Origin of the sequence: Streptomyces sp. NPDC032161 (genome assembly GCF_040636995.1) — a bacterium.
In the GTDB taxonomy this organism is placed as follows: domain Bacteria; phylum Actinomycetota; class Actinomycetes; order Streptomycetales; family Streptomycetaceae; genus Streptomyces.
In genome coordinates, this window is record NZ_JBEZVN010000007.1 from 1 (window position 1) to 18,037 (window position 18,037).

At 73.0% G+C, this 18,037-nt stretch carries 14 protein-coding genes and 1 pseudogene; 5 read left to right on the forward strand and 10 right to left on the reverse strand.

The window, feature by feature from the left end; translation table 11 throughout:
• Positions 1-502: 502 nt before the first annotated feature.
• Positions 503-673: pseudogene (locus AB0E67_RS17265) on the reverse strand (DJ-1/PfpI family protein); the annotation flags it as partial.
• Between the two features lie 19 nt (positions 674-692).
• Here AB0E67_RS17265 and AB0E67_RS17270 point away from each other — a divergent pair.
• Positions 693-1,295, forward strand: coding sequence for a cysteine hydrolase family protein (locus tag AB0E67_RS17270; protein WP_362027107.1), 603 nt, complete (start codon positions 693-695; stop codon positions 1,293-1,295).
• A 7-nt stretch (positions 1,296-1,302) separates the two neighbouring features.
• Here the strand turns inward: AB0E67_RS17270 and proC are convergent, their stop codons facing one another.
• From proC to AB0E67_RS17290, 4 genes are all read right to left on the reverse strand, one after another.
• Positions 1,303-2,112 carry a pyrroline-5-carboxylate reductase gene (gene proC / locus AB0E67_RS17275; RefSeq protein WP_073789669.1) on the reverse strand — a complete coding sequence of 270 codons (810 nt, stop codon included), beginning with the start codon at positions 2,110-2,112 and terminating at the stop codon, positions 1,303-1,305.
• Positions 2,113-2,225: 113 nt separating this feature from the next.
• Positions 2,226-3,056: a class I SAM-dependent methyltransferase gene (locus tag AB0E67_RS17280; protein ID WP_362027110.1), complete on the reverse strand. Its 831-nt coding sequence runs from the start codon at positions 3,054-3,056 to the stop codon at positions 2,226-2,228.
• A 182-nt stretch (positions 3,057-3,238) separates the two neighbouring features.
• Positions 3,239-3,811, reverse strand: coding sequence for a hypothetical protein (locus tag AB0E67_RS17285; RefSeq protein WP_362027113.1), 573 nt, complete (start codon positions 3,809-3,811; stop codon positions 3,239-3,241).
• Positions 3,812-3,938: 127 nt separating this feature from the next.
• Positions 3,939-4,268, reverse strand: a complete 330-nt coding sequence (locus AB0E67_RS17290) for an SH3 domain-containing protein (protein WP_362027116.1) — start codon at positions 4,266-4,268, stop codon at positions 3,939-3,941.
• A 151-nt stretch (positions 4,269-4,419) separates the two neighbouring features.
• Between AB0E67_RS17290 and AB0E67_RS17295 the strand changes: the two genes are divergently transcribed.
• A complete protein-coding gene (locus tag AB0E67_RS17295; RefSeq protein ID WP_362027119.1) occupies positions 4,420-6,783 on the forward strand; it encodes a serine/threonine-protein kinase in 2,364 nt (787 codons plus the stop codon).
• 69 nt (positions 6,784-6,852) lie between these two features.
• Here the strand turns inward: AB0E67_RS17295 and ilvD are convergent, their stop codons facing one another.
• From ilvD to AB0E67_RS17310, 3 genes are all read right to left on the reverse strand, one after another.
• The gene (ilvD, locus tag AB0E67_RS17300; RefSeq protein ID WP_362027538.1) at positions 6,853-8,703 is read right to left on the reverse strand and encodes a dihydroxy-acid dehydratase; all 1,851 of its coding nucleotides are present in this window, start codon (positions 8,701-8,703) and stop codon (positions 6,853-6,855) included.
• A 112-nt stretch (positions 8,704-8,815) separates the two neighbouring features.
• A complete protein-coding gene (locus tag AB0E67_RS17305; RefSeq protein WP_362027122.1) occupies positions 8,816-9,649 on the reverse strand; it encodes a sugar phosphate isomerase/epimerase in 834 nt (277 codons plus the stop codon).
• 208 nt (positions 9,650-9,857) lie between these two features.
• Positions 9,858-10,907, reverse strand: a complete 1,050-nt coding sequence (locus AB0E67_RS17310; protein ID WP_362027125.1) for a Ppx/GppA phosphatase family protein — start codon at positions 10,905-10,907, stop codon at positions 9,858-9,860.
• Positions 10,908-10,998: 91 nt separating this feature from the next.
• Here AB0E67_RS17310 and AB0E67_RS17315 point away from each other — a divergent pair, with 91 nt between their 5' ends.
• Positions 10,999-11,850 carry a hypothetical protein gene (locus tag AB0E67_RS17315; protein WP_362027541.1) on the forward strand — a complete coding sequence of 284 codons (852 nt, stop codon included), beginning with the start codon at positions 10,999-11,001 and terminating at the stop codon, positions 11,848-11,850.
• Positions 11,851-11,992: 142 nt separating this feature from the next.
• Here the strand turns inward: AB0E67_RS17315 and AB0E67_RS17320 are convergent, their stop codons facing one another.
• A complete protein-coding gene (locus AB0E67_RS17320) occupies positions 11,993-13,924 on the reverse strand; it encodes a hypothetical protein (protein WP_362027128.1) in 1,932 nt (643 codons plus the stop codon).
• A gap of 304 nt (positions 13,925-14,228) precedes the next feature.
• On the opposite strand from AB0E67_RS17320, the gene radA reads away from it, so the two are divergent.
• Complete coding sequence (gene radA, locus AB0E67_RS17325) at positions 14,229-15,641, forward strand: DNA repair protein RadA (RefSeq protein WP_362027131.1); 1,413 nt, start codon at positions 14,229-14,231, stop codon at positions 15,639-15,641.
• A gap of 80 nt (positions 15,642-15,721) precedes the next feature.
• On the forward strand, positions 15,722-16,846 hold the full coding sequence (gene disA / locus AB0E67_RS17330) for a DNA integrity scanning diadenylate cyclase DisA (RefSeq protein ID WP_351518860.1): 1,125 nt from the start codon (positions 15,722-15,724) through the stop codon (positions 16,844-16,846).
• A 338-nt stretch (positions 16,847-17,184) separates the two neighbouring features.
• Here the strand turns inward: disA and AB0E67_RS17335 are convergent, their stop codons facing one another.
• Positions 17,185-17,967 (reverse strand): hypothetical protein, encoded by a 783-nt coding sequence (locus tag AB0E67_RS17335; protein WP_362027544.1) that lies wholly within the window; start codon positions 17,965-17,967, stop codon positions 17,185-17,187.
• Between the last annotated feature and the right edge of the window lie 70 nt (positions 17,968-18,037).

An 18,037-nucleotide genomic window follows, 5' to 3' on the forward strand; every position in this document is an offset into this window, starting at 1 on the left:
ACGCTTCCTTCGTACTCACCCCGACCTTCCGGTCCAGGCTTTCCTCCGGGCTTTTCCCTTCGGTCTTGCGTTTCCGACTCTATCAGACTCTTTCGTGTCCGATTCCCGGTCGAAGCGGGTTCGCCTTCCAGGTCCCACGCTCTCGCGCTTTTCCCTTTCGGCGGTTCCGACTCTATCAGATCCTTTCGGGCCTGATTCCCAGTCAGCGGGATTCGCCTTCCCGGCCGTTGGGCCCTTCCGGCGAGCGAGACTTTAGCGGAATCACAGGCCTCGACGCTAATCGAGGTCGCGTCCCTCGGAACGCGGATTCCTCATTTCACACATACACACAAGCGGCATGACGACAGGCGTCGTCGACCGAATGTGGTTACTGCGGAATGGCCGTCCGGGGACCGACCGGGTCGGCGCTCGCGTCGGACAACTCGGAGCACCTTACGGATGTGGGCGAGCCGTGTCAACCTGCGGCTGGTCAAGGGTGCGGAGGAAGGCCCGGCGGTGGTCACGGGTGCTGGTGGGTGCGCAGGAGCTCGGCGAGGTTCCAGTGGGTGACCGCTCGGCGGTCGTCGAGCAGTTCCGCCTGGGCGAGGGTGAAGGCGCCGCCGCAGAGGGCCGCGATGGGGGTGCCCCGGGCGTGGGCGCGGCGCAGCGCGTCGAGCACCGGTTCGGCGGCCGGGATCGGCAGGATCGTTCACATGGAGATCACCGAGAACGCAGCTCTGGTCGTGGTGGACGTGCAGGAAGGCTTCGAGGACGCGGCGTACTGGGGGCCGCGGAACAATCCCGGCGCGGATCGGAACATCGCGGGGCTGATCGACGCCTGGCAGGCGAGCGGGCGTCCCGTGGTGTTCGTCCGGCACGACTCGTCCGAGCCGGATTCGCCGTTGCGCGCCGACCGGCCGGGGAACGGCTTCAAGAAGTACGTGGAGGAGCGGCGAGGGAAGGGCAGTGGGCCCGAGCTGTTGCTGACGAAGAGCGTGAACTCCGCCTTCTACGGGACGCCCGCTCTCGGGGAGTGGCTGGACCGGGGCGGAGTGCGGCAGATCGTGGTGGCCGGGATCCAGACCAACATGTGCGCGGAGACGACGGCGCGGATGGGCGGGAACCTCGGGTACGAGGTGTTCTTCGCGCTGGACGCGACGTACACCTTCGACCTGGTCGGGCCGTGGGGCTGGCGGCTGGGCGCGGATGAACTGGTGCGGGCCACCGCCGTGTCCTTGCACGGCGGTGGCTTCGCGGAGGTGGTGCGCAGCGCGGAGCTGATCGAGGCGGCCGGGCGCCCGTCGGCCGTCGGCTGACCCGGGCTCAGCCGTTGCCCGAGGCGAGTTCGCGGCTGCGGTCGCGGGCGGCTTCGAGGGCGGCGATGAGCGCGGCGCGGACGCCGTGGTTCTCCAGCTCGCGGATGGCGCTGATGGTGGTGCCGGCCGGGCTGGTGACGGCCTCGCGGAGCTTGACCGGGTGCTCGCCGCTGTCGCGGAGCATCACGGCGGCGCCGATGGCGGCCTGGACGATCAGTTCGTGGGCCTGGGCGCGGGGCAGGCCCAGCAGGATTCCGGCGTCGGTCATCGCCTCGACGAGGAAGTAGAAGTACGCGGGGCCCGAACCGGAGAGGGCGGTGGCCGCGTCCTGCTGGGACTCCGGCACGCGCAGGGTCTTGCCGACACCGCCGAAGATCGCCTCGGCGGCGGCGAGGTGTTCGGTGGTGGCGTGGCTGCCTGCGGAGATGACGGACATGCCCTCGTCGACGAGGACGGGGGTGTTCGGCATGACGCGGACGACGGGGGTGTTCGCGGCGAGGCGGTCCTCGATGAACGCGGTGGTGATGCCCGCGGCGGCGCTGATGACCAGGCGGTCGGCGGTGACGTGCGCGGCCAGTTCGTCGAGCAGCCGGCCCATGTCCTGGGGCTTCACCGCGAGGATGAGGATGTCGGCGCGCTTGGCCGCCTCGGCGTTGCCGACGGAGTCGACACCGTAGCGGTCGTGCAGTTCCCGGGCGCGTTCGGAGCGGCGGGTGGTGACCAGCAGGTCCGCCGGACGCCAGCCCGCCCGGATCATGCCGCTGAGGAGGGCCTCCCCGATCTTGCCGGTGCCGAGGACGGCGACTGTCTGGGTCATGTGGTTCACCCTCCGGGCTGTGCTCGCGACGCTCGTCGCGTTCGTTCGTCGGTGCGCGGTGGTCGGTGGTCGTGGTGGTGCTGGCGTCATCCTCGCACCGTGGAGAGGAGTCGCTACGAGCGGATCGCCACGACCAGCTCGACCACGTAGCTCTCCTCGACCGTGCCGTCCGGGAAGAGCTCCGACAGCCGCTCGCGCTCCTCGTGGAGGAACCGTCGCGCGGCCTCGTCACTGAGGACGAGGAAGGCGGAGTGGGTACCGAGGTTGGCGAGGTGGGTGTCGAGGGAGACCGTCCGGGCCCAGGGCACCGAGCGGTGCACCTGACCGAACTCGGGAGGCAGGCGCGGGGTGTGGTCCGGCGAACCGTGGGCGCTCCCGTCGGCGCCGAGGAAGCGGCGCAGGCGGACGTCCTGCTCGGCGATCCACGGGACGGAGCGGTCGGAGACGTTCCACCAGAGGGCGAGCGAGCCGCCGGGACGCAGGACGCGCAGGGCCTCGGGGGCGGACAGGCCCGGGTCCGTCCAGTGCCAGGACTGGGCGTACGTGATCAGGTCGGCGCAGGCCGTGGCGAGGGGCAGGCGGTTGCCGTCGCCGCGCACGACCGGGACGTGCGGGAGCGTCCGGTGCAGTTGGCCCGCCATACCGGGGCCCGGTTCGACGGCGAGGACCCGGGCGCCCCGGTCGAGGAGCAGCCGGGTGGCGATGCCGGTGCCCGCGCCCACGTCGACGGTGCGGGCACCGCGCAGGGGACGCCCGGCCAGTTCCTCGACGGCGTCGAAGAGGGCGGGCGGATATCCGGGGCGGGCCGCGGCGTACCGGGCGGCTGCGCGGTCGAAGGAGAGCGCGCGGGGTGGGGTGGCGTCCTCGGCGGTGCCGGTCGGAGTGCCCCCGGCTGCACCTGCGGACCTGTCTGCGGGGGTGCGTGCGGTGTCGGAAGGCGGCATGGGGGAATCCTGGTCCATCCCGGCGTCGCCCGCCGGGCTTTTTGCCGGGGCCGGTCCGATTCCGTGCCAGGGCCGGTCCGATTCCGTGCGGGCTCGTTCCTGCACCGGCGCCGGTCCGTTTCCGCGCCGGGCCTGGCCGGTCCGTTCCTGTACCGGGACCGGGACCGAGTCCGTGAGCGGGGCTACTTCCGCTTCGGGCGCTTGCCCTTGGCGCCCTTGCGGGCGGCCGGGTTCCCGGTACGGGCCGAGCGGCGCTTCGCGTAGCGGGCCAGGGCCTCCTCGTACTCCGTGCGGCGCAGCCGCTCGCCCGGCGCCTCCATGAACGTACGGAGGAAGTAGGCGAGCAGCGAGCCGATGAAACCGATCGTCTTCAGTCCGCGCAGGCTCGCCTCGCGCGCCGGGTCGGCGGGCCGTCGGCCGAATCCCTCCCAGGTCTTGCGGAAGGCGATGGCGCTGCAGATCGCGAACATCACGATCACCAGGACGCCGACGACATTGCCGACGTCGGCGATCTCCAGCCCCTGGTAGGCGAAGCGGAGCACGAAGCAGGCGGCGACCGTGGCGGTGAGCGAGCCGACCGCCACCCCGACGCGGCGCAGCCCGTAGCCCCCGTCGTGGTCGACCCAGGTCGTACCGAAGAAGGGCAGGTGCTCGGGCTGCGGACCGGGCGCGGTGGACGCGGTGGAACGGGGCTGCTCGGCGCCGCCGGACCTGGCGGCGGCGTCGGCGCCGGGGGCTTCGCTGTTGTTGCTCACGGAATCGATTATCCCCGGGCCGTTCCCGCCCCGGCCGTCCCCGGGGCGTTCCCGGGGCCTTCCCGTCCCGGCCGGGCCGTTGCCGCCGTCGTGTCCGTGCTCGCTGTCAGCGGTCGGTGGTCGGTGGTCAGTCGCAGCGCGGGGCGATGTAGCCGTCGCTGCCCGTGCGCACGTAGGCGTCCGACACGAACTGGCCGTTGGCGATGTTGTCCCAGATGTTCGAGGTGCCGTACGGGCCGGTGACGCGCTCCCCCACCTTCTGGCAGTAGACCGGGACCTTCATTCCGTACGGGAGCGTCCGGACGATGCCGTACTGGGTGCCCGGCCCCCTGCGGACGTTGACGCGGTACCCGGGTGCGATCGGGTAGCGGGGGACGTCGTCGCCCGCGAGCGTCGCCACGTCCTCGGCCGCGCCCTCCGCCACGGCGTCCGTGGTCGTCCCGGTGTGTTCTTCCATGTGCTCTTCCATGGCCGTGCGGCCCTCCCCCGTCGAGAATCGATGTGTACGACGTGTACGACGCGCAGGCTACAAGCCCCCACCCTCATCGCACGCACCATCGACTAGGCTCCGTGCGTCGCGCTCGCGGACGAACACACGGGGGTGGGCGATGCCGCCGCTGCGAGATGCCGGTACCGATCCGGAAGCGGAACATCCGGAGTACGCCGGCCATTACCGCCTTGAAGCACGTCTCGGCGCGGGCGGCATGGGCGTGGTGCACCTGGCGCGCTCCGCCTCGGGACTTCAGCTCGCGGTCAAGGTGGTGCACGAGCACTACTCCGCGGATCCCGAGTTCAGGGCGCGCTTCCGGCAGGAGGTCGGGGCGGCACGGCGGGTCAGCGGGGCGTTCACCGCACCGGTCGTCGATGCCGATCCGGATGCCGCACGGCCCTGGATGGCCACGTTGTACGTGCCCGGCCCCACGCTTTCGGACCAGGTGAAGCGGAACGGTCCGATGGCCCCCGCCGAACTGCGCAGGCTGACGGCGGGGCTGGCCGAGGCGCTGCGCGACATCCATCGGGCCGGGGTGATCCACCGCGACCTCAAGCCGAGCAATGTCCTGCTCTCCGACTCCGGTCCCAAGGTCATCGACTTCGGGATCTCCCGCCCGTACGACAGCGATCTGCGCACCGAGACGGGCAAGCTGATCGGCTCGCCGCCGTACATGGCGCCCGAGCAGTTCCAGCGGCCGCGCGAGGTCGGGCCCGCCGCCGACGTGTTCGCGCTGGGGTCCGTGCTCGTCCACGCGGCGACCGGCCGGGGCCCCTTCGACTCCGACAGCCCGTACATCGTGGCCTACCAGGTGGTGCACGACGAGGCCGATCTTGCGGGGGTGCCCGGGGACCTGGCCCCGTTGATCGCCCGGTGCCTGGCGAAGGATCCCGCGCAGCGGCCCACTCCGGACGAGGTCATGACGGAGCTGCGTCCTCCCTCGTACGAGGCCGCCGCGTTCGTGCCGACACAGCGGCGTCGTACGGAACGCCCTCCGAAGGAGGCGGCGGTGGCGCGGGAGAGCGCCGGAGCCGCGGGCGTGGGCGCGTCGGCCGGGGCCGGCGACGCCGGGGCGGGCACGGAGGCCGACACGCATGTGAGTGCGCGTACGGCCGGGCGGGACTCCGACGCGACCGTCGGCGGCAGGCGGTGGCGGTGGCCGGTGGTCGCCGCCGCGCTGGTCGCCCTCGGCGCCGGTGGGGTGTGGGCGTACGCCGCGACGAGCGGCTCGGGCGGGGCCGGCGGCCGGGCGAAGGCCCCGGCGGTGTCCGTGTCCGCGCCGTGGCGGACCCCGCTCCCGGCGACGCCCCCGGCCACGGGGGGTTCCACACCGGTCTGCCACGCGTACGCGGCACAGGGCACGGGAGCCACGGGGAACGCGGAGGACACCGACGACACCGACGACGCCGGGGACGCAGGAGACGGGGGAGACGCAGGGGAATCGGGGAAGGCCGCCAAGGGGACGTCCGGCCCGGCCGCCGCGCTGTACTGCGCCGCGGCCGGCGTCGCGGTCGCCCGGCTGGACCCCGAGGACGGCCGGGTGCTGTGGTCCCGTCGCTCCTCCGGAACCGGCCCGGCGGCCTCCGTGGTGTCGGCCTCCGGCGGTCTGGTGCACACGGCCGTGCCGGGCCGGAAGGTACGCGCGTACGACCCCGCGAAGGGCGAGCGGGTCTGGGAGGCGGACCTCTCCCCGTACCTCGGCGTCCCCTTCGCCGCGGGCGACACCCTGCTGCTGACCGCCGAGGACGGCACGACCGAGGCACTCGACTCCGCGACCGGCGTCTCCCGCTGGCGGCGCGCCGTCCCGGGCCACCAGCGGCCCGACTACGCGCTCTACGACGGCGGGCCGGGGCTGGCCTACGCCTTCGAGCACTCGGCCGACGGGGCGACCACGCTCGTCACCGCCGTCGACGCGAGATCGGGGCGCGCGGCGTGGCAGCGTCGGCTGGACGGCATGCTCACTCCGGTGGGGACCGCGGACGGTGCGCTCGTCCTGACGACGATGAACGAGGACGCCCAGACGATCGGGCTCGTCCGCTACGACCCGGAGCGGCGGCGCGTCACGCGGGTGGAACTGCCGTTCCGGATGAACGAACCGGAGGCCGTGGTGGGCGGGGACACCGCCTATCTGCTGGCCCGGGGCGGAGCCCTGGTCGCCGTCGATCTGCGTCCGGACGGTGGCGGAACGATTCGCTGGCAGCTGGAGACCGCGGCGGGACGGACGTCGGCGCCCGTCCTCGCCGCCGGGGACGGGAGCGGCCGGCCGGACCGGCTGTACTTCTCGGCGGCCGACGGGCGACTGCTCGCCGTGGACGCCGAGCACGGGAAGCTGCTGGGGCAGACGGGGCCCCGGCTGCGGAACGGCACGCTCACGTACGCGTCGGAGCTGCCCGCGCCCGTCGCCGTGGGCCGGGCGGTGTTCGGTACCGCGCCGGACGGGTCCGTGTTCGCCGTCGACGGCGAGGACCCCGCTCACTGGTGAGAGCGGGGTCCTCGGGAGCCCTGCGCGTGTGTGCGTACACGCGGGCGTGGCTACGCGTGCGGTGCCGGATCAGCCGAGCTTGGACACGTCCCGCACCGCGCCCCGGTCCGCGCTGGTCGCCATCGCCGCGTAGGCGCGCAGCGCAGCGCTGACCTTGCGGTCCCGGTTCTTCGGCGTGTACGCGCCGTTCAGCGCCTCGCGTCGGGCGGCCAGCTCGGCCTCGGGGACGAGGAGTTCGATCGACCGGTTCGGGATGTCGATCCGGATCCGGTCGCCGTCCTCGACGAACGCGATCGTGCCGCCGGACGCGGCCTCCGGCGACGCGTGTCCGATGGACAGGCCCGACGTGCCGCCGGAGAAGCGGCCGTCGGTCACCAGGGCGCAGCTCTTGCCGAGGCCGCGGCCCTTGAGGAAGGACGTGGGGTAGAGCATCTCCTGCATGCCGGGGCCGCCGCGCGGGCCCTCGTAGCGGATGACGACGACGTCGCCCTCCTTGATTTCCTTGCGGAGGATCTTGTCGACGGCCTCCTCCTGCGATTCGCAGACGACGGCCGGGCCCTCGAAGGTCCAGATCGACTCGTCGACGCCCGCCGTCTTCACGACGCAGCCGTCCACGGCGAGGTTCCCCTTGAGGACCGCGAGGCCGCCGTCCTTGGAGTACGCGTGCGCCATGTCGCGGATGCAGCCGCCGACCGCGTCCAGGTCGAGGGAATCCCAGCGCTCGGACTGCGAGAAGGCGGTCGCGGAACGGACGCATCCGGGGGCCGCGTGCCACAGCTCGACGGCCTCGGGGGACGGGGAGCCGCCGCGGACGTCCCAGTCCTTCAGCCACTGGGCGAGGGAGTCGGAGTGGACCGCGTGCACGTCCTCGTTGAGCAGGCCGCCGCGGTGCAGTTCGCCGAGGATCGCGGGGATGCCGCCCGCCCGGTGCACGTCCTCCATGTAGTACGTGCCGCCGGGGGCGACGTTGGGCGCGACCTTCGAGAGGCACGGGACCCGGCGCGAGACCGCGTCGATGTCGGTCAGGTCGTAGTCCAGCTCGGCCTCCTGGGCGGCGGCGAGCAGGTGCAGGATCGTGTTGGTGGAGCCGCCCATGGCGATGTCGAGCGCCATGGCGTTCTCGAACGCGGCACGGGTGCCGATGGAACGGGGCAGGACCGACGCGTCGTCCTGCTCGTAGTGGCGCTTGGTGATCTCGACGACTGTGCGGCCGGCCTCCTCGTACAGCGCCCTGCGGGCGGTGTGCGTGGCGAGGACGGAGCCGTTGCCGGGGAGGGAGAGGCCGAGGGCCTCGGTCAGGCAGTTCATCGAGTTGGCGGTGAACATGCCGGAACAGCTGCCGCAGGTGGGGCAGGCGTTCTCCTCGATGCGGAGGATGTCCTCGTCCGAGACGTTCTCGTTCACGGCGTCGCTGATCGCGTTGATCAGGTCGAGCTTGCGGACCGTGCCGTCGACGAGGGTGGCCTTGCCGGCCTCCATCGGGCCGCCGGACACGAAGACCGTCGGGATGTTGAGGCGCATCGCGGCCATCAGCATGCCGGGGGTGATCTTGTCGCAGTTGGAGATGCAGATCAGCGCGTCCGCGCAGTGCGCCTCGACCATGTACTCGACGGAGTCGGCGATCAGGTCGCGGGACGGGAGGCTGTACAGCATTCCGCCGTGTCCCATCGCGATGCCGTCGTCGACCGCGATCGTGTTGAACTCGCGCGGCACGGCACCCGCGGCGCGGATGGCCTCGGAGACGATCCGGCCGACCGGGGCCAGGTGGGTGTGGCCGGGGACGAACTCGGTGAAGGAGTTGGCGACCGCGATGATCGGCTTGCCGATGTCCTCGCTCGCTACGCCCGAGGCCCGCATAAGGGCGCGGGCGCCCGCCATGTTGCGGCCATGGGTGACAGTGCGGGACCTCAGCTGGGGCATCGTCTCTCGCTCCTTCGACATGAAAAGACTGTTTCCGAGCCTACGCCCACGGCTCCAAGATCTGGACACTCTGTCCGGTATGCGGGACGGGATGCTCAGTGCCCGGACCGGTTCACGGGCGGTGGCGCGGCACCTCGGTCGAGGAGGACGCCAGGTGGAGCCGGGTGAAGGCGAGCGCCTCCGCCAGGTCGGCCTCGCGTTCGGCGGAGGACATCGCGCGGCGGGTGTTGACCTCGATGACGACGTGGCCGCCGAAGCCGTTGCGGGCCAGGCGCTCCAGGAGTTCGGCGCAGGGCTGGTCGCCGCGTCCGGGCACCAGGTGCTCGTCCTTGTTGGAGCCCTTGCCGTCGGCGAGATGGACGTGGGCGAGCCGGTCGCCCATCCGTTCGACCATGGCCATGCCGTCCGTGCGGGCCGTCGCGGTGTGCGAGAGGTCCACGGTGAAGTGGCGGTAGTCGTCGTTGGTGACGTTCCAGTCGGGGGCGTACGCGAGCATCTCGCGGTCCCGGTACCGCCACGGGTACATGTTCTCGACGGCGAACCGGACATCGGTCTCGTCCGCCATGCGCCAGATCCCGGTGACGAAGTCACGCGCGTATCCGCGCTGCCAGCGGAACGGGGGGTGGACGACGACGGTCGTCGCCCCCAGCCTCTCCGCCGCGGCGCGGGCGCGCCGGAGCTTCACCCACGGGTCGGTGGACCAGACGCGCTGCGTGATCAGCAGACAGGGCGCGTGGACGGCGAGGATCGGTACCCCGTGGTGGTCCGAGAGCCGCCGCAATGCCTCGATGTCCTGGCTGACGGGGTCGGTCCACACCATGACCTCGACACCGTCGTAACCGAGACGCCCGGCGATCTCGAAGGCCGTCGCCGTCGACTCCGGGTAGACGGAGGCGGTGGACAGGGCGACCTTCGCATCGGGGACGCGCACCACTGGTTCTGCCACTGGGACAGCGTACGGGCACGGGTACGTGCCGCCGAGAGCTCTCGGCGGAAAGTGACGAGGCCCATGGGAAGCGGTGCGGCCCGCCGGCCGCTGGACCCACGCGGCCGGGCGGGGCCGACGGCCGACGGGGCCGGCACCCGGGCCCCGGCCCCTGTGCCGGCCACCGGGCCGGACCGGCCCGCTCGGCTCCCGGTCCGGGGCGGGCCGCCTACCCGGCCTCCGAGCCCGGATCGCCCTCGGACGGGATCAGCCGGAGTCCGGGCTCACCGCTCCCCGCCGGGCTCGTCCCCCGGCGCGGCTCGCCCCCGGTCCGGCCCAGCGCGGCCCGTTCCGCCGGCAGATGGTCCAGTCGGCGCAGGATGACGCCCTCGCGCAGCGCCCACGGGCAGATCTCCAGCTCGTCGACCCCGAACAGGTCCATGGCCCCCTCCGCCACCAGCGCCCCGGCGAGCAGCTGCCGGGCCCGCCCCTCGGAGACCCCGGGCAGCGTGACGCGCTGTTCGACGGTCATCTCCGCGAGTCGCGGCACCCACTCCTCCAGCGCCTTGCGGGTGAGCCCCCGCTGGACGTACAGGCCGTCGGTGGAGCGCGCGGCGCCCGCGATCCTGGCGAGCTGCTTGAAGGTCTTGGACGTGGCCACGACGTGGTCCGGACGCCCGAGCCGGTTGAACTCCCCCACGCTCCGGGCGATGCCGGCCCGTACGTGGCGGCGCAGGGCCTTCACGGCCGCCGGGTCCGGCGGATCGCCCGGCAGCCATCCGGCGGTCAGCCGGCCCGCCCCGAGCGGCAGCGACACCGCCGCGTCCGGTTCCTCGTCGACGCCGAACGCAACCTCCAGCGAGCCGCCCCCGATGTCCAGGACCAGCAGCCGTCCCGCCGACCAGCCGAACCAGCGGCGCACGGCGAGGAAGGTGAGCCGCGCCTCATCCGAGCCGCTGAGCACGGCGAGGTCGACGCCCGTCTCCTCCCGCACCCGGGCCAGCACCCGGTCCGCGTTGCTCGCCTCCCGCACCGCGGACGTGGCGAACGGCAGGACGTCCTCGCACCCCTTGTCCTCGGCGGCCTGGAGGGCGTCGGTGATCGTGGCCACCAGCCGGTCCACGCCCCTGGGGCCGATCGCCCCGTCGTCGTCGAGGAGTTCGGCCAGGCGCAGCTCCGCCTTGTGCGAGTGCGCCGGCAGCGGGCGGGCGCCGGGGTGCGCGTCCACCACCAAAAGGTGCACTGTGTTCGAACCCACGTCGAGGACTCCGAGTCTCATACCAGGAACGCTACCGGCAGCGCGGACTTACCCTTGGCGCGTGCCAAAGACGAAAAAGGCGAAGCCGGGCAAAAACGCAAAGACCAAGAACGTGAAGAAGCAGGACACGAAGCGGCAGGAACCGAAGCAGGAGATGCGGCGGCAGGAAGCGGACGGACCGGTTCGGTCCGAGGCCGAGGTCGGCCTCGACTTCGCCCGCGCCTGGGTCGAGTTTCCCGACCCCGCCGACGACGAGCAGGTCTTCCGCTGCGACCTGACCTGGCTGACCTCCAGGTGGACCTGCGTCTTCGGCAGCGGCTGCCAGGGCATCCAGGCCGGCCGCGCGGACGACGGGTGCTGCACGCTGGGCGCGCACTTCTCCGACGAGGAGGACGAGGAGCGCGTGGCGGGCCACGTCGAGCGGCTGACCCCCGAGCTGTGGCAGTTCCACGACGTCGGCACGGCGACGGGCTGGGTCCAGGTCGACGACGACGGGGAACGCCAGACGCGGCGCTGGAAGGGTTCGTGCATCTTCCAGAACCGTCCGGGCTTCGCCGCGGGCGCGGGCTGCTCGCTGCACATCCTGGCGCTGCGGGAGGGACGGGAGCCCCTGGAGACCAAGCCGGACGTCTGCTGGCAGCTGCCGATCCGGCGCACGTACGAGTGGATCGACCGGCCCGACGACACGCGCGTGCTCCAGGTGTCGATCGGTGAGTACGACCGCCGGGGCTGGGGGCCGGGCGGTCACGACCTGCACTGGTGGTGCACCTCGGCGACATCGGCGCACGGCGCCGGGAAGCCGGTGTACGTCTCGTACCGCCCGGAGCTGACCGAGCTGATGGGCAAGGAGGGCTACGAGCGGCTCGTGGAGCTGTGCGAGGAGCGGATGTCCTCGCTGCTGCCGATGGCCCCGCATCCGGCGGACCCGGTGGATCCGGCGGATCACCCGGCCGATCGGGCCTGAGCGGGACGAGAGCGGCCCGGACGGGACCGGAGGGGCGGCCGGGCCGGAGGAACGACCGAGGGCCGGCCGGGCCGGAGGAACAGCTGGGGACGGGCCGGGGCGGGGTTCGTCCCGGCCCGCCCGGGACCGCCCCGCTCCGTCCTCAGCGCCTCCGTGCGGAGCCGTCCGGTTCGGTGGACGGCGCCGTACCGGTCGGATCCGGGGTCGGCTCCGGCTCGGTGGGGCCCGGTTCCGTCGGTGACGGCGCGGGGTCGCTCGGCGTGGGAGTCGGGTCGGTCGGCCGCGTGGGCTCCGGCGAGGACGTGGGCTGCCACGGGGGTACGGACGGGCCGGGGCCGGGCACACCCGGGCGGACCGGACCCCCGGGCGACGGCACCGTCGCCCCGTTCCCCCGGATGGCCACGACGGAGCCCGAGGGAGCGAGGGCGACGCGCGCGCTCCACCGGCCGGCGGGTTCGCGCGAGCGGTCCACCAGGACCCGTACGGTGACGCTCTCGCCCGCGGCGAGCGTGCCCGAGGAGCTGCTGAGGCGCAGCCACGGCACGTCCGCGCGGGCCGACCAGGCGACCGGGGCGCCGCCCGCGGCGGTCAGGCGGATCAGGGTGGTGGCCCCGTACGAACGGGCCTCGACGGTGAGCCCGCCGGCCGCACCGGGCACCCGGCCCGCGCCGATCACCTCGGCCGAGACGTCCGCCGCGCGGCCCGCGCCGGAACCGGGACCGGGCCGGGCGTTCCCCGCGTTCTCGTAGTGGTCGCGCGGGTCGTCGAACTCGTGGCCGAGGTCCGCTTCGGTCGCCGCGACCGAGGAGCCCTCGTGCCCCTCGCCGGTCAGCGGGGCACCGCGGTAGGCGGTCCACAGCGCGATCACCGGGGCGGCGACGACCGTGGCCACCACCGTCGTCGTCACGACCCTGGCCCGCAGCCGGTCCCGGCGCGCGGCGTGGTCCTTCGGGTGCAGGGGGAAGCCCGCGCGGTCGAATCGGGGTCCGCCGGACCGGTTCCGCCGGGCGTGGACCATCGCCACGTACGCGGAGGGCCGCGGCGCGGGCACGACCGGCAGCGCGGTGGCCTGGGCGACGGCCGCACCCGGCCAGGGGCCGTCGGCACCGACCCGCTCGGCGGCCCGGCGGCAACGGGGGCAGTCGTCGACGTGCCGGACGAGTTCCCGGCGCAGGGTCGCCGAGAGCAGGACGCGATGGCCTCCGGTGAGCCGCGCGACGGTGGGGCAGTTGCCGGACTCGACGACGGCGAGGGCGGCGCGGGTGCGCTCCACCTCGCAGGCGGCGGCGGCCAGGAGCTCGCGGGCGGCCGTCGGTTCGAGCCCCAGCACGGAGGCGACGGCGCGCGGGCCGAGGCGGTGGCGCACGGCGAGTTCGAGCGCCTCGCGCTGCTCGGGCGTGGTGCCCGCCGCCTCGGGCCAGGCCAGCTGGGCGAGTTCGCGACGGTGCGCCTCGGCGGCGGCCTCGGATTCGGCGGCGCGCTCCCGGACCGTCGGCGCACCACCCGGCACGAAGGGGGCGGGAGCGGGGTCGAGGTCCAAGCGGGATGCGGCGTCGGGAGCGGGGGTCGTTGTGACGACGGCGGGGGGCGTACGGCGCCCGGCGCGCGCCCCCTGGGCGGTCGGGCCGTCCGGCTGCTTGCCCGGGGGGCCGCCCGCCCGCTTCGTCTCCCGCCTCGCCTCCCGTCCGCGCTTCGCCTCCTGCTCGGCCGACTGCCCCGCGGACGGCTTCCCCACCCTGTGGTGATGCCCCCGGTGGCCCTGCTTCCGCTCGGTGAGCATGCGCAGGCACATCCACCTGGCCAGCGCGTACAGCCAGGATTTACGTTCCTCCTCCCCCTCGGGGCACCGCCCCTCCTGGCGTTCCGCGATCGCCAGCACACCGCCGAGCGCCTCCGTGGCGGCGTCGTGGTCGCAGAGCACGGAGAGGCAGTAGGTGAACAGGCCGTCGAGATGCGGCTCGCAGCGCACCGGGAGCCGCTGCGGCACAGGCTGCGTCGAGGAGTGGGGCGCACGATGTCGCGACCGGTGTGCGCCGGTGGTGTGCGTGGGGGGCTCCAGCCTGCTGCTCGTCATCCGGCGACCGTAGGCAGCGGACAGCACGCCTTTGGCGCCCCTTCAGCACATTTAACCCTTACGGGTGAACGTATCGCTCAAAAGGGGACAGGAATCCAGGATTCAACCCTGATCAACCTCCGCTCCGCCCCGATCCGGCCGCGTTCCGGCATGGATCCAGCCGCGATCCGACCCCGATCCGGCGCACCGGAATCCGGTATTCCGCCGGATGCGGCAGCGGCACAGGCGGGCGCACGCCCGCGCTCGCCGCCGTTCCCGAACGGTGCCCGACGGCACTGTCGTACCCCCCCTATACGGTTGCGTCATGGCTGCCCGTACGAAAACCGCGAAGGACCGGCCGTCCTACCGCTGCACCGAGTGCGGCTGGACCACCGCCAAGTGGCTCGGCCGCTGCCCCGAATGCCACGCGTGGGGAACGGTCGAGGAGTTCGGCGGCGCCCCCGCCGTGCGGACCACCGCGGCCGGGCGGGTCAGCAGCGCCGCGCTGCCCATCGGCCAGGTCGACAGCCGGCAGGCCACCGCCCGGTCGACCGGTGTCGGCGAGCTGGACCGGGTGCTCGGCGGCGGCCTCGTCCCGGGGGCCGTCGTGCTGCTCGCGGGCGAGCCGGGCGTCGGGAAGTCGACGCTGCTGCTGGACGTGGCCGCCAAGGCGTCGAGCGAGGACCACCGCACGCTGTACGTCACGGCCGAGGAGTCGGCGAGCCAGGTGCGGCTGCGCGCCGACCGGATCCGGGCGATCAACGACCATCTGTTCCTCGCCGCCGAGACGGACCTGTCGGCGGTCCTCGGCCATCTGGACGCCGTCAAGCCCTCGCTCCTCATCCTCGACTCGGTGCAGACCGTCGCCTCCCCCGAGATCGACGGGGCACCGGGCGGCATGGCGCAGGTGAGGGAGGTCGCCGGGGCGCTCATCCGGGCGTCCAAGGAGCGCGGCATGGCGACGCTCCTGGTCGGCCACGTGACCAAGGAGGGGGCGATCGCGGGGCCGCGGCTGCTGGAGCACCTCGTCGACGTGGTGCTGTCCTTCGAGGGCGACCGCCATGCCCGGCTGCGGCTCGTGCGGGGCGTCAAGAACAGGTACGGCGCGACCGACGAGGTCGGCTGCTTCGAGCTGCACGACGAGGGCATCACCGGCCTCGCCGACCCCTCCGGCCTGTTCCTCACCCGCCGCGACGAGCCCGTGCCCGGCACCTGTCTGACCGTCACCCTGGAGGGCAAGCGCCCGCTCGTCGCCGAGGTCCAGGCGCTGACGGTCGACTCGCAGATCCCGTCGCCCCGGCGCACCACCTCCGGACTGGAGACGTCCCGGGTCTCGATGATGCTGGCGGTGCTGGAGCAGCGCGGCCGGATCAGCGCGCTCGGCAAGCGGGACATCTACAGCGCGACGGTCGGCGGCGTGAAGCTCTCCGAACCCGCCGCGGACCTCGCGGTCGCGCTGGCGCTGGCCAGCGCGGCGAGCGACACCCCCCTTCCCAAGAACCTCGTGGCGATCGGCGAAGTGGGCCTCGCGGGCGAGGTCAGACGGGTCACGGGGGTCCAGCGCAGGCTCGCCGAGGCACACCGTCTGGGCTTCACGCACGCCCTGGTTCCGACCGATCCGGGAAGGGTTCCGGCCGGTATGAAGGTCATAGAAGTCGCCGATATGGGTGATGCCCTGAGAGTCCTCCCGCGCCGGCCTCGCGCACAGGCCCCCCAGGAGGAGAACGCGCGCCGGTAGACTTTGCCCTGGTCTCGCCCGTCCGTACGAACGGTTTGAGGAACACAAGGGCACCGCCAACCCGCGACCGGAGGAGTGCAGTGGCAGCCAGCGACCGGGCAACATCGCCCGGAAAGTCCGGCCAAAGCACCGGTGGCGAGGCGCTGATGCGCGCCTCGCTGTCCGCCGTCGCGCCCGGAATGGCGCTGCGCGACGGCCTGGAACGCATCCTCCGCGGCAACACCGGCGGACTGGTCGTGCTCGGCATGGACAAGACCGTCGAGTCGATGTGCACCGGCGGGTTCGTGCTGGACGTGGAGTTCACCGCGACGCGCCTGCGCGAGCTGGCGAAGCTCGACGGGGCGCTCATCCTCGACAAGGACATGACCAAGATCCTGCGCGCCGGCGTGCAACTGGTCCCGGACGCCTCCATTCCCACGGAGGAGACCGGCACCCGCCACCGCACGGCCGACCGGGTCTCCAAGCAGTGCAACTTCCCGGTCGTCTCGGTCTCCCAGTCGATGCGCCTGATCGCGCTGTACGTGAACGGGGAGCGCCGGGTCCTGGAGGAGTCCGCCGCGATCCTCTCCCGCGCCAACCAGGCGCTCGCCACCCTGGAGCGGTACAAGCTCCGCCTCGACGAGGTCGCGGGCACGCTGTCGGCGCTGGAGATCGAGGACCTGGTGACGGTCCGGGACGTGGCGGCCGTGGCGCAGCGGCTGGAGATGGTCCGCCTGATCGCCGCCGAGATCGCGGAGTACGTGGTGGAGCTGGGCACCGACGGCCGGCTCCTCTCGCTCCAGCTCGACGAGTTGATCGCGGGCGTCGAGCCGGAGCGCGAGCTGGTCGTGCGCGACTACGTGCCGGAGCCGACCGCGAAGCGGTCCCGTACGGTCGCCGAGGCGCTGACCGAGCTCGACGGGCTCACCCACACCGAACTGCTCGAACTTCCCGTGGTGGCACGGGCGCTGGGATACAGCGGTTCTCCGGAGACGCTCGACTCCGCGGTATCGCCGCGCGGATTCCGGCTGCTGGCGAAGGTGCCGCGACTGCCTGGCGCGATCATCGACCGGCTGGTGGAGCACTTCGGCGGCCTGCAGAAGCTGCTCGCCGCCAGTGTGGACGACCTCCAGACGGTCGACGGGGTCGGCGAGGCCCGGGCGCGCAGCGTGCGCGAGGGGCTTTCACGGCTGGCCGAGTCGTCGATCCTCGAACGGTACGTCTGAGAGCGGCACGCCCGAGAAGGGTCCGGCGCGACCGGGAGCGGCCCGGTGGGCGGCAGAGCGGCCGACGTGGTCCGGAGCGGTCCGGCACCCGGGAGAACGATCCGGTGCGCACGGCCGGAGGTACCCGGCACGGCCGAGAGCGATCCGGCCGCGCCTAGTGCCGCGACCGGAAAGGTCTACCGGCTCGCGACGCCCGGCACGGCACCTCGCCGCGTTGTCGCATCACCCGAGTACGTCCAGTACAAGGGCGATCCTCCGCCTTGCGATGCACCGCACCGGACGCCGCGAGCTTCCCGGCAGACCTTTCCGGCCACAGCACTATCGCCTCGTGGGCCCGCTCAGTCCTTCGCGAGAACGAACGAGGCCCGCTGCACCGGCTCGCCCGGAGCCTTCGCCTCGACCAGGTACGTACCGGGGTGCGCGGAGCGCGCGGGCTTCGTCGCGCAGTGCGCGTCGCTCTCCTTGCGGTCCCACTCCACCGTGTGGACGACGGTCGCGCCCGCCGGGATCCTCAGCAGCACGCTTCCCGAGGCGCGCGGGCAGTCCTTGGAGGACCACACCTGACTGTCGTCGCCCCCCGCCTCGGTGATGGTGAGCACCATGTTCTTCGGTCCGAAGTCGGCCTTGCAGTCGGCGGACGAGGTGTTCCTGGCGACCAGCCGGAACTTCGGCTTCTCGTCGGGGGCGTAGCTGATCTCGGTGTTCAGGCTCAGCTGGAGTGCGCCCGGCGTGCAGGCGGGGAGCGGGGAGTTCGCGGGGAGCTGCTGGGCGGCCGTCGCGCCACTGTCGCCCCCGACGCCTCCGGTCCCGGTGCCCGGACCACTGCCGGCACCGCTCGCGCCGCCCTCGGAGCCCGTGCCCGTACCGCCGCCCTCGGAGTCGTCCGACTCGTCGCGTCCGCCCGGCTGTTGGGTGATCGCCGGGCCCGACGGGGTGGGCCCCGGGGTGATCGACCGGACGGGAGACGACCCGCCGGACCGCGAGTCGTCCGTGTTCCCCTTGCTGCCGTTGGAGGTGACGGCCCATACGATCAGCAGGGCGAGCAGCGCGACGAGCGCCAGCGCCACGGCCCTCCGGCGCCAGTAGATGGAGGAGGGAAGCGGCCCGATCGGATTACGCAAAGATCCCACGCCGCAAACTGTACGAGAGATCCGGGCCAACTCCCGCCCCACCCGCCGCCGGACCGCGAAG

Coding starts and splice junctions, on each gene's coding strand:
- AB0E67_RS17295 (WP_362027119.1), top strand. CDS start 4,420: ATGCCGCCGCTGCGAGATGCCGGTACCGATCCGGAAGCGGAACATCCG.
- AB0E67_RS17280 (WP_362027110.1), bottom strand. CDS start 3,056: ATGCCGCCTTCCGACACCGCACGCACCCCCGCAGACAGGTCCGCAGGT.
- proC (WP_073789669.1), bottom strand. CDS start 2,112: ATGACCCAGACAGTCGCCGTCCTCGGCACCGGCAAGATCGGGGAGGCC.
- AB0E67_RS17270 (WP_362027107.1), top strand. CDS start 693: ATGGAGATCACCGAGAACGCAGCTCTGGTCGTGGTGGACGTGCAGGAA.
- AB0E67_RS17320 (WP_362027128.1), bottom strand. CDS start 13,924: ATGACGAGCAGCAGGCTGGAGCCCCCCACGCACACCACCGGCGCACAC.
- AB0E67_RS17290 (WP_362027116.1), bottom strand. CDS start 4,268: ATGGAAGAACACACCGGGACGACCACGGACGCCGTGGCGGAGGGCGCG.
- ilvD (WP_362027538.1), bottom strand. CDS start 8,703: ATGCCCCAGCTGAGGTCCCGCACTGTCACCCATGGCCGCAACATGGCG.
- AB0E67_RS17310 (WP_362027125.1), bottom strand. CDS start 10,907: ATGAGACTCGGAGTCCTCGACGTGGGTTCGAACACAGTGCACCTTTTG.
- radA (WP_362027131.1), top strand. CDS start 14,229: ATGGCTGCCCGTACGAAAACCGCGAAGGACCGGCCGTCCTACCGCTGC.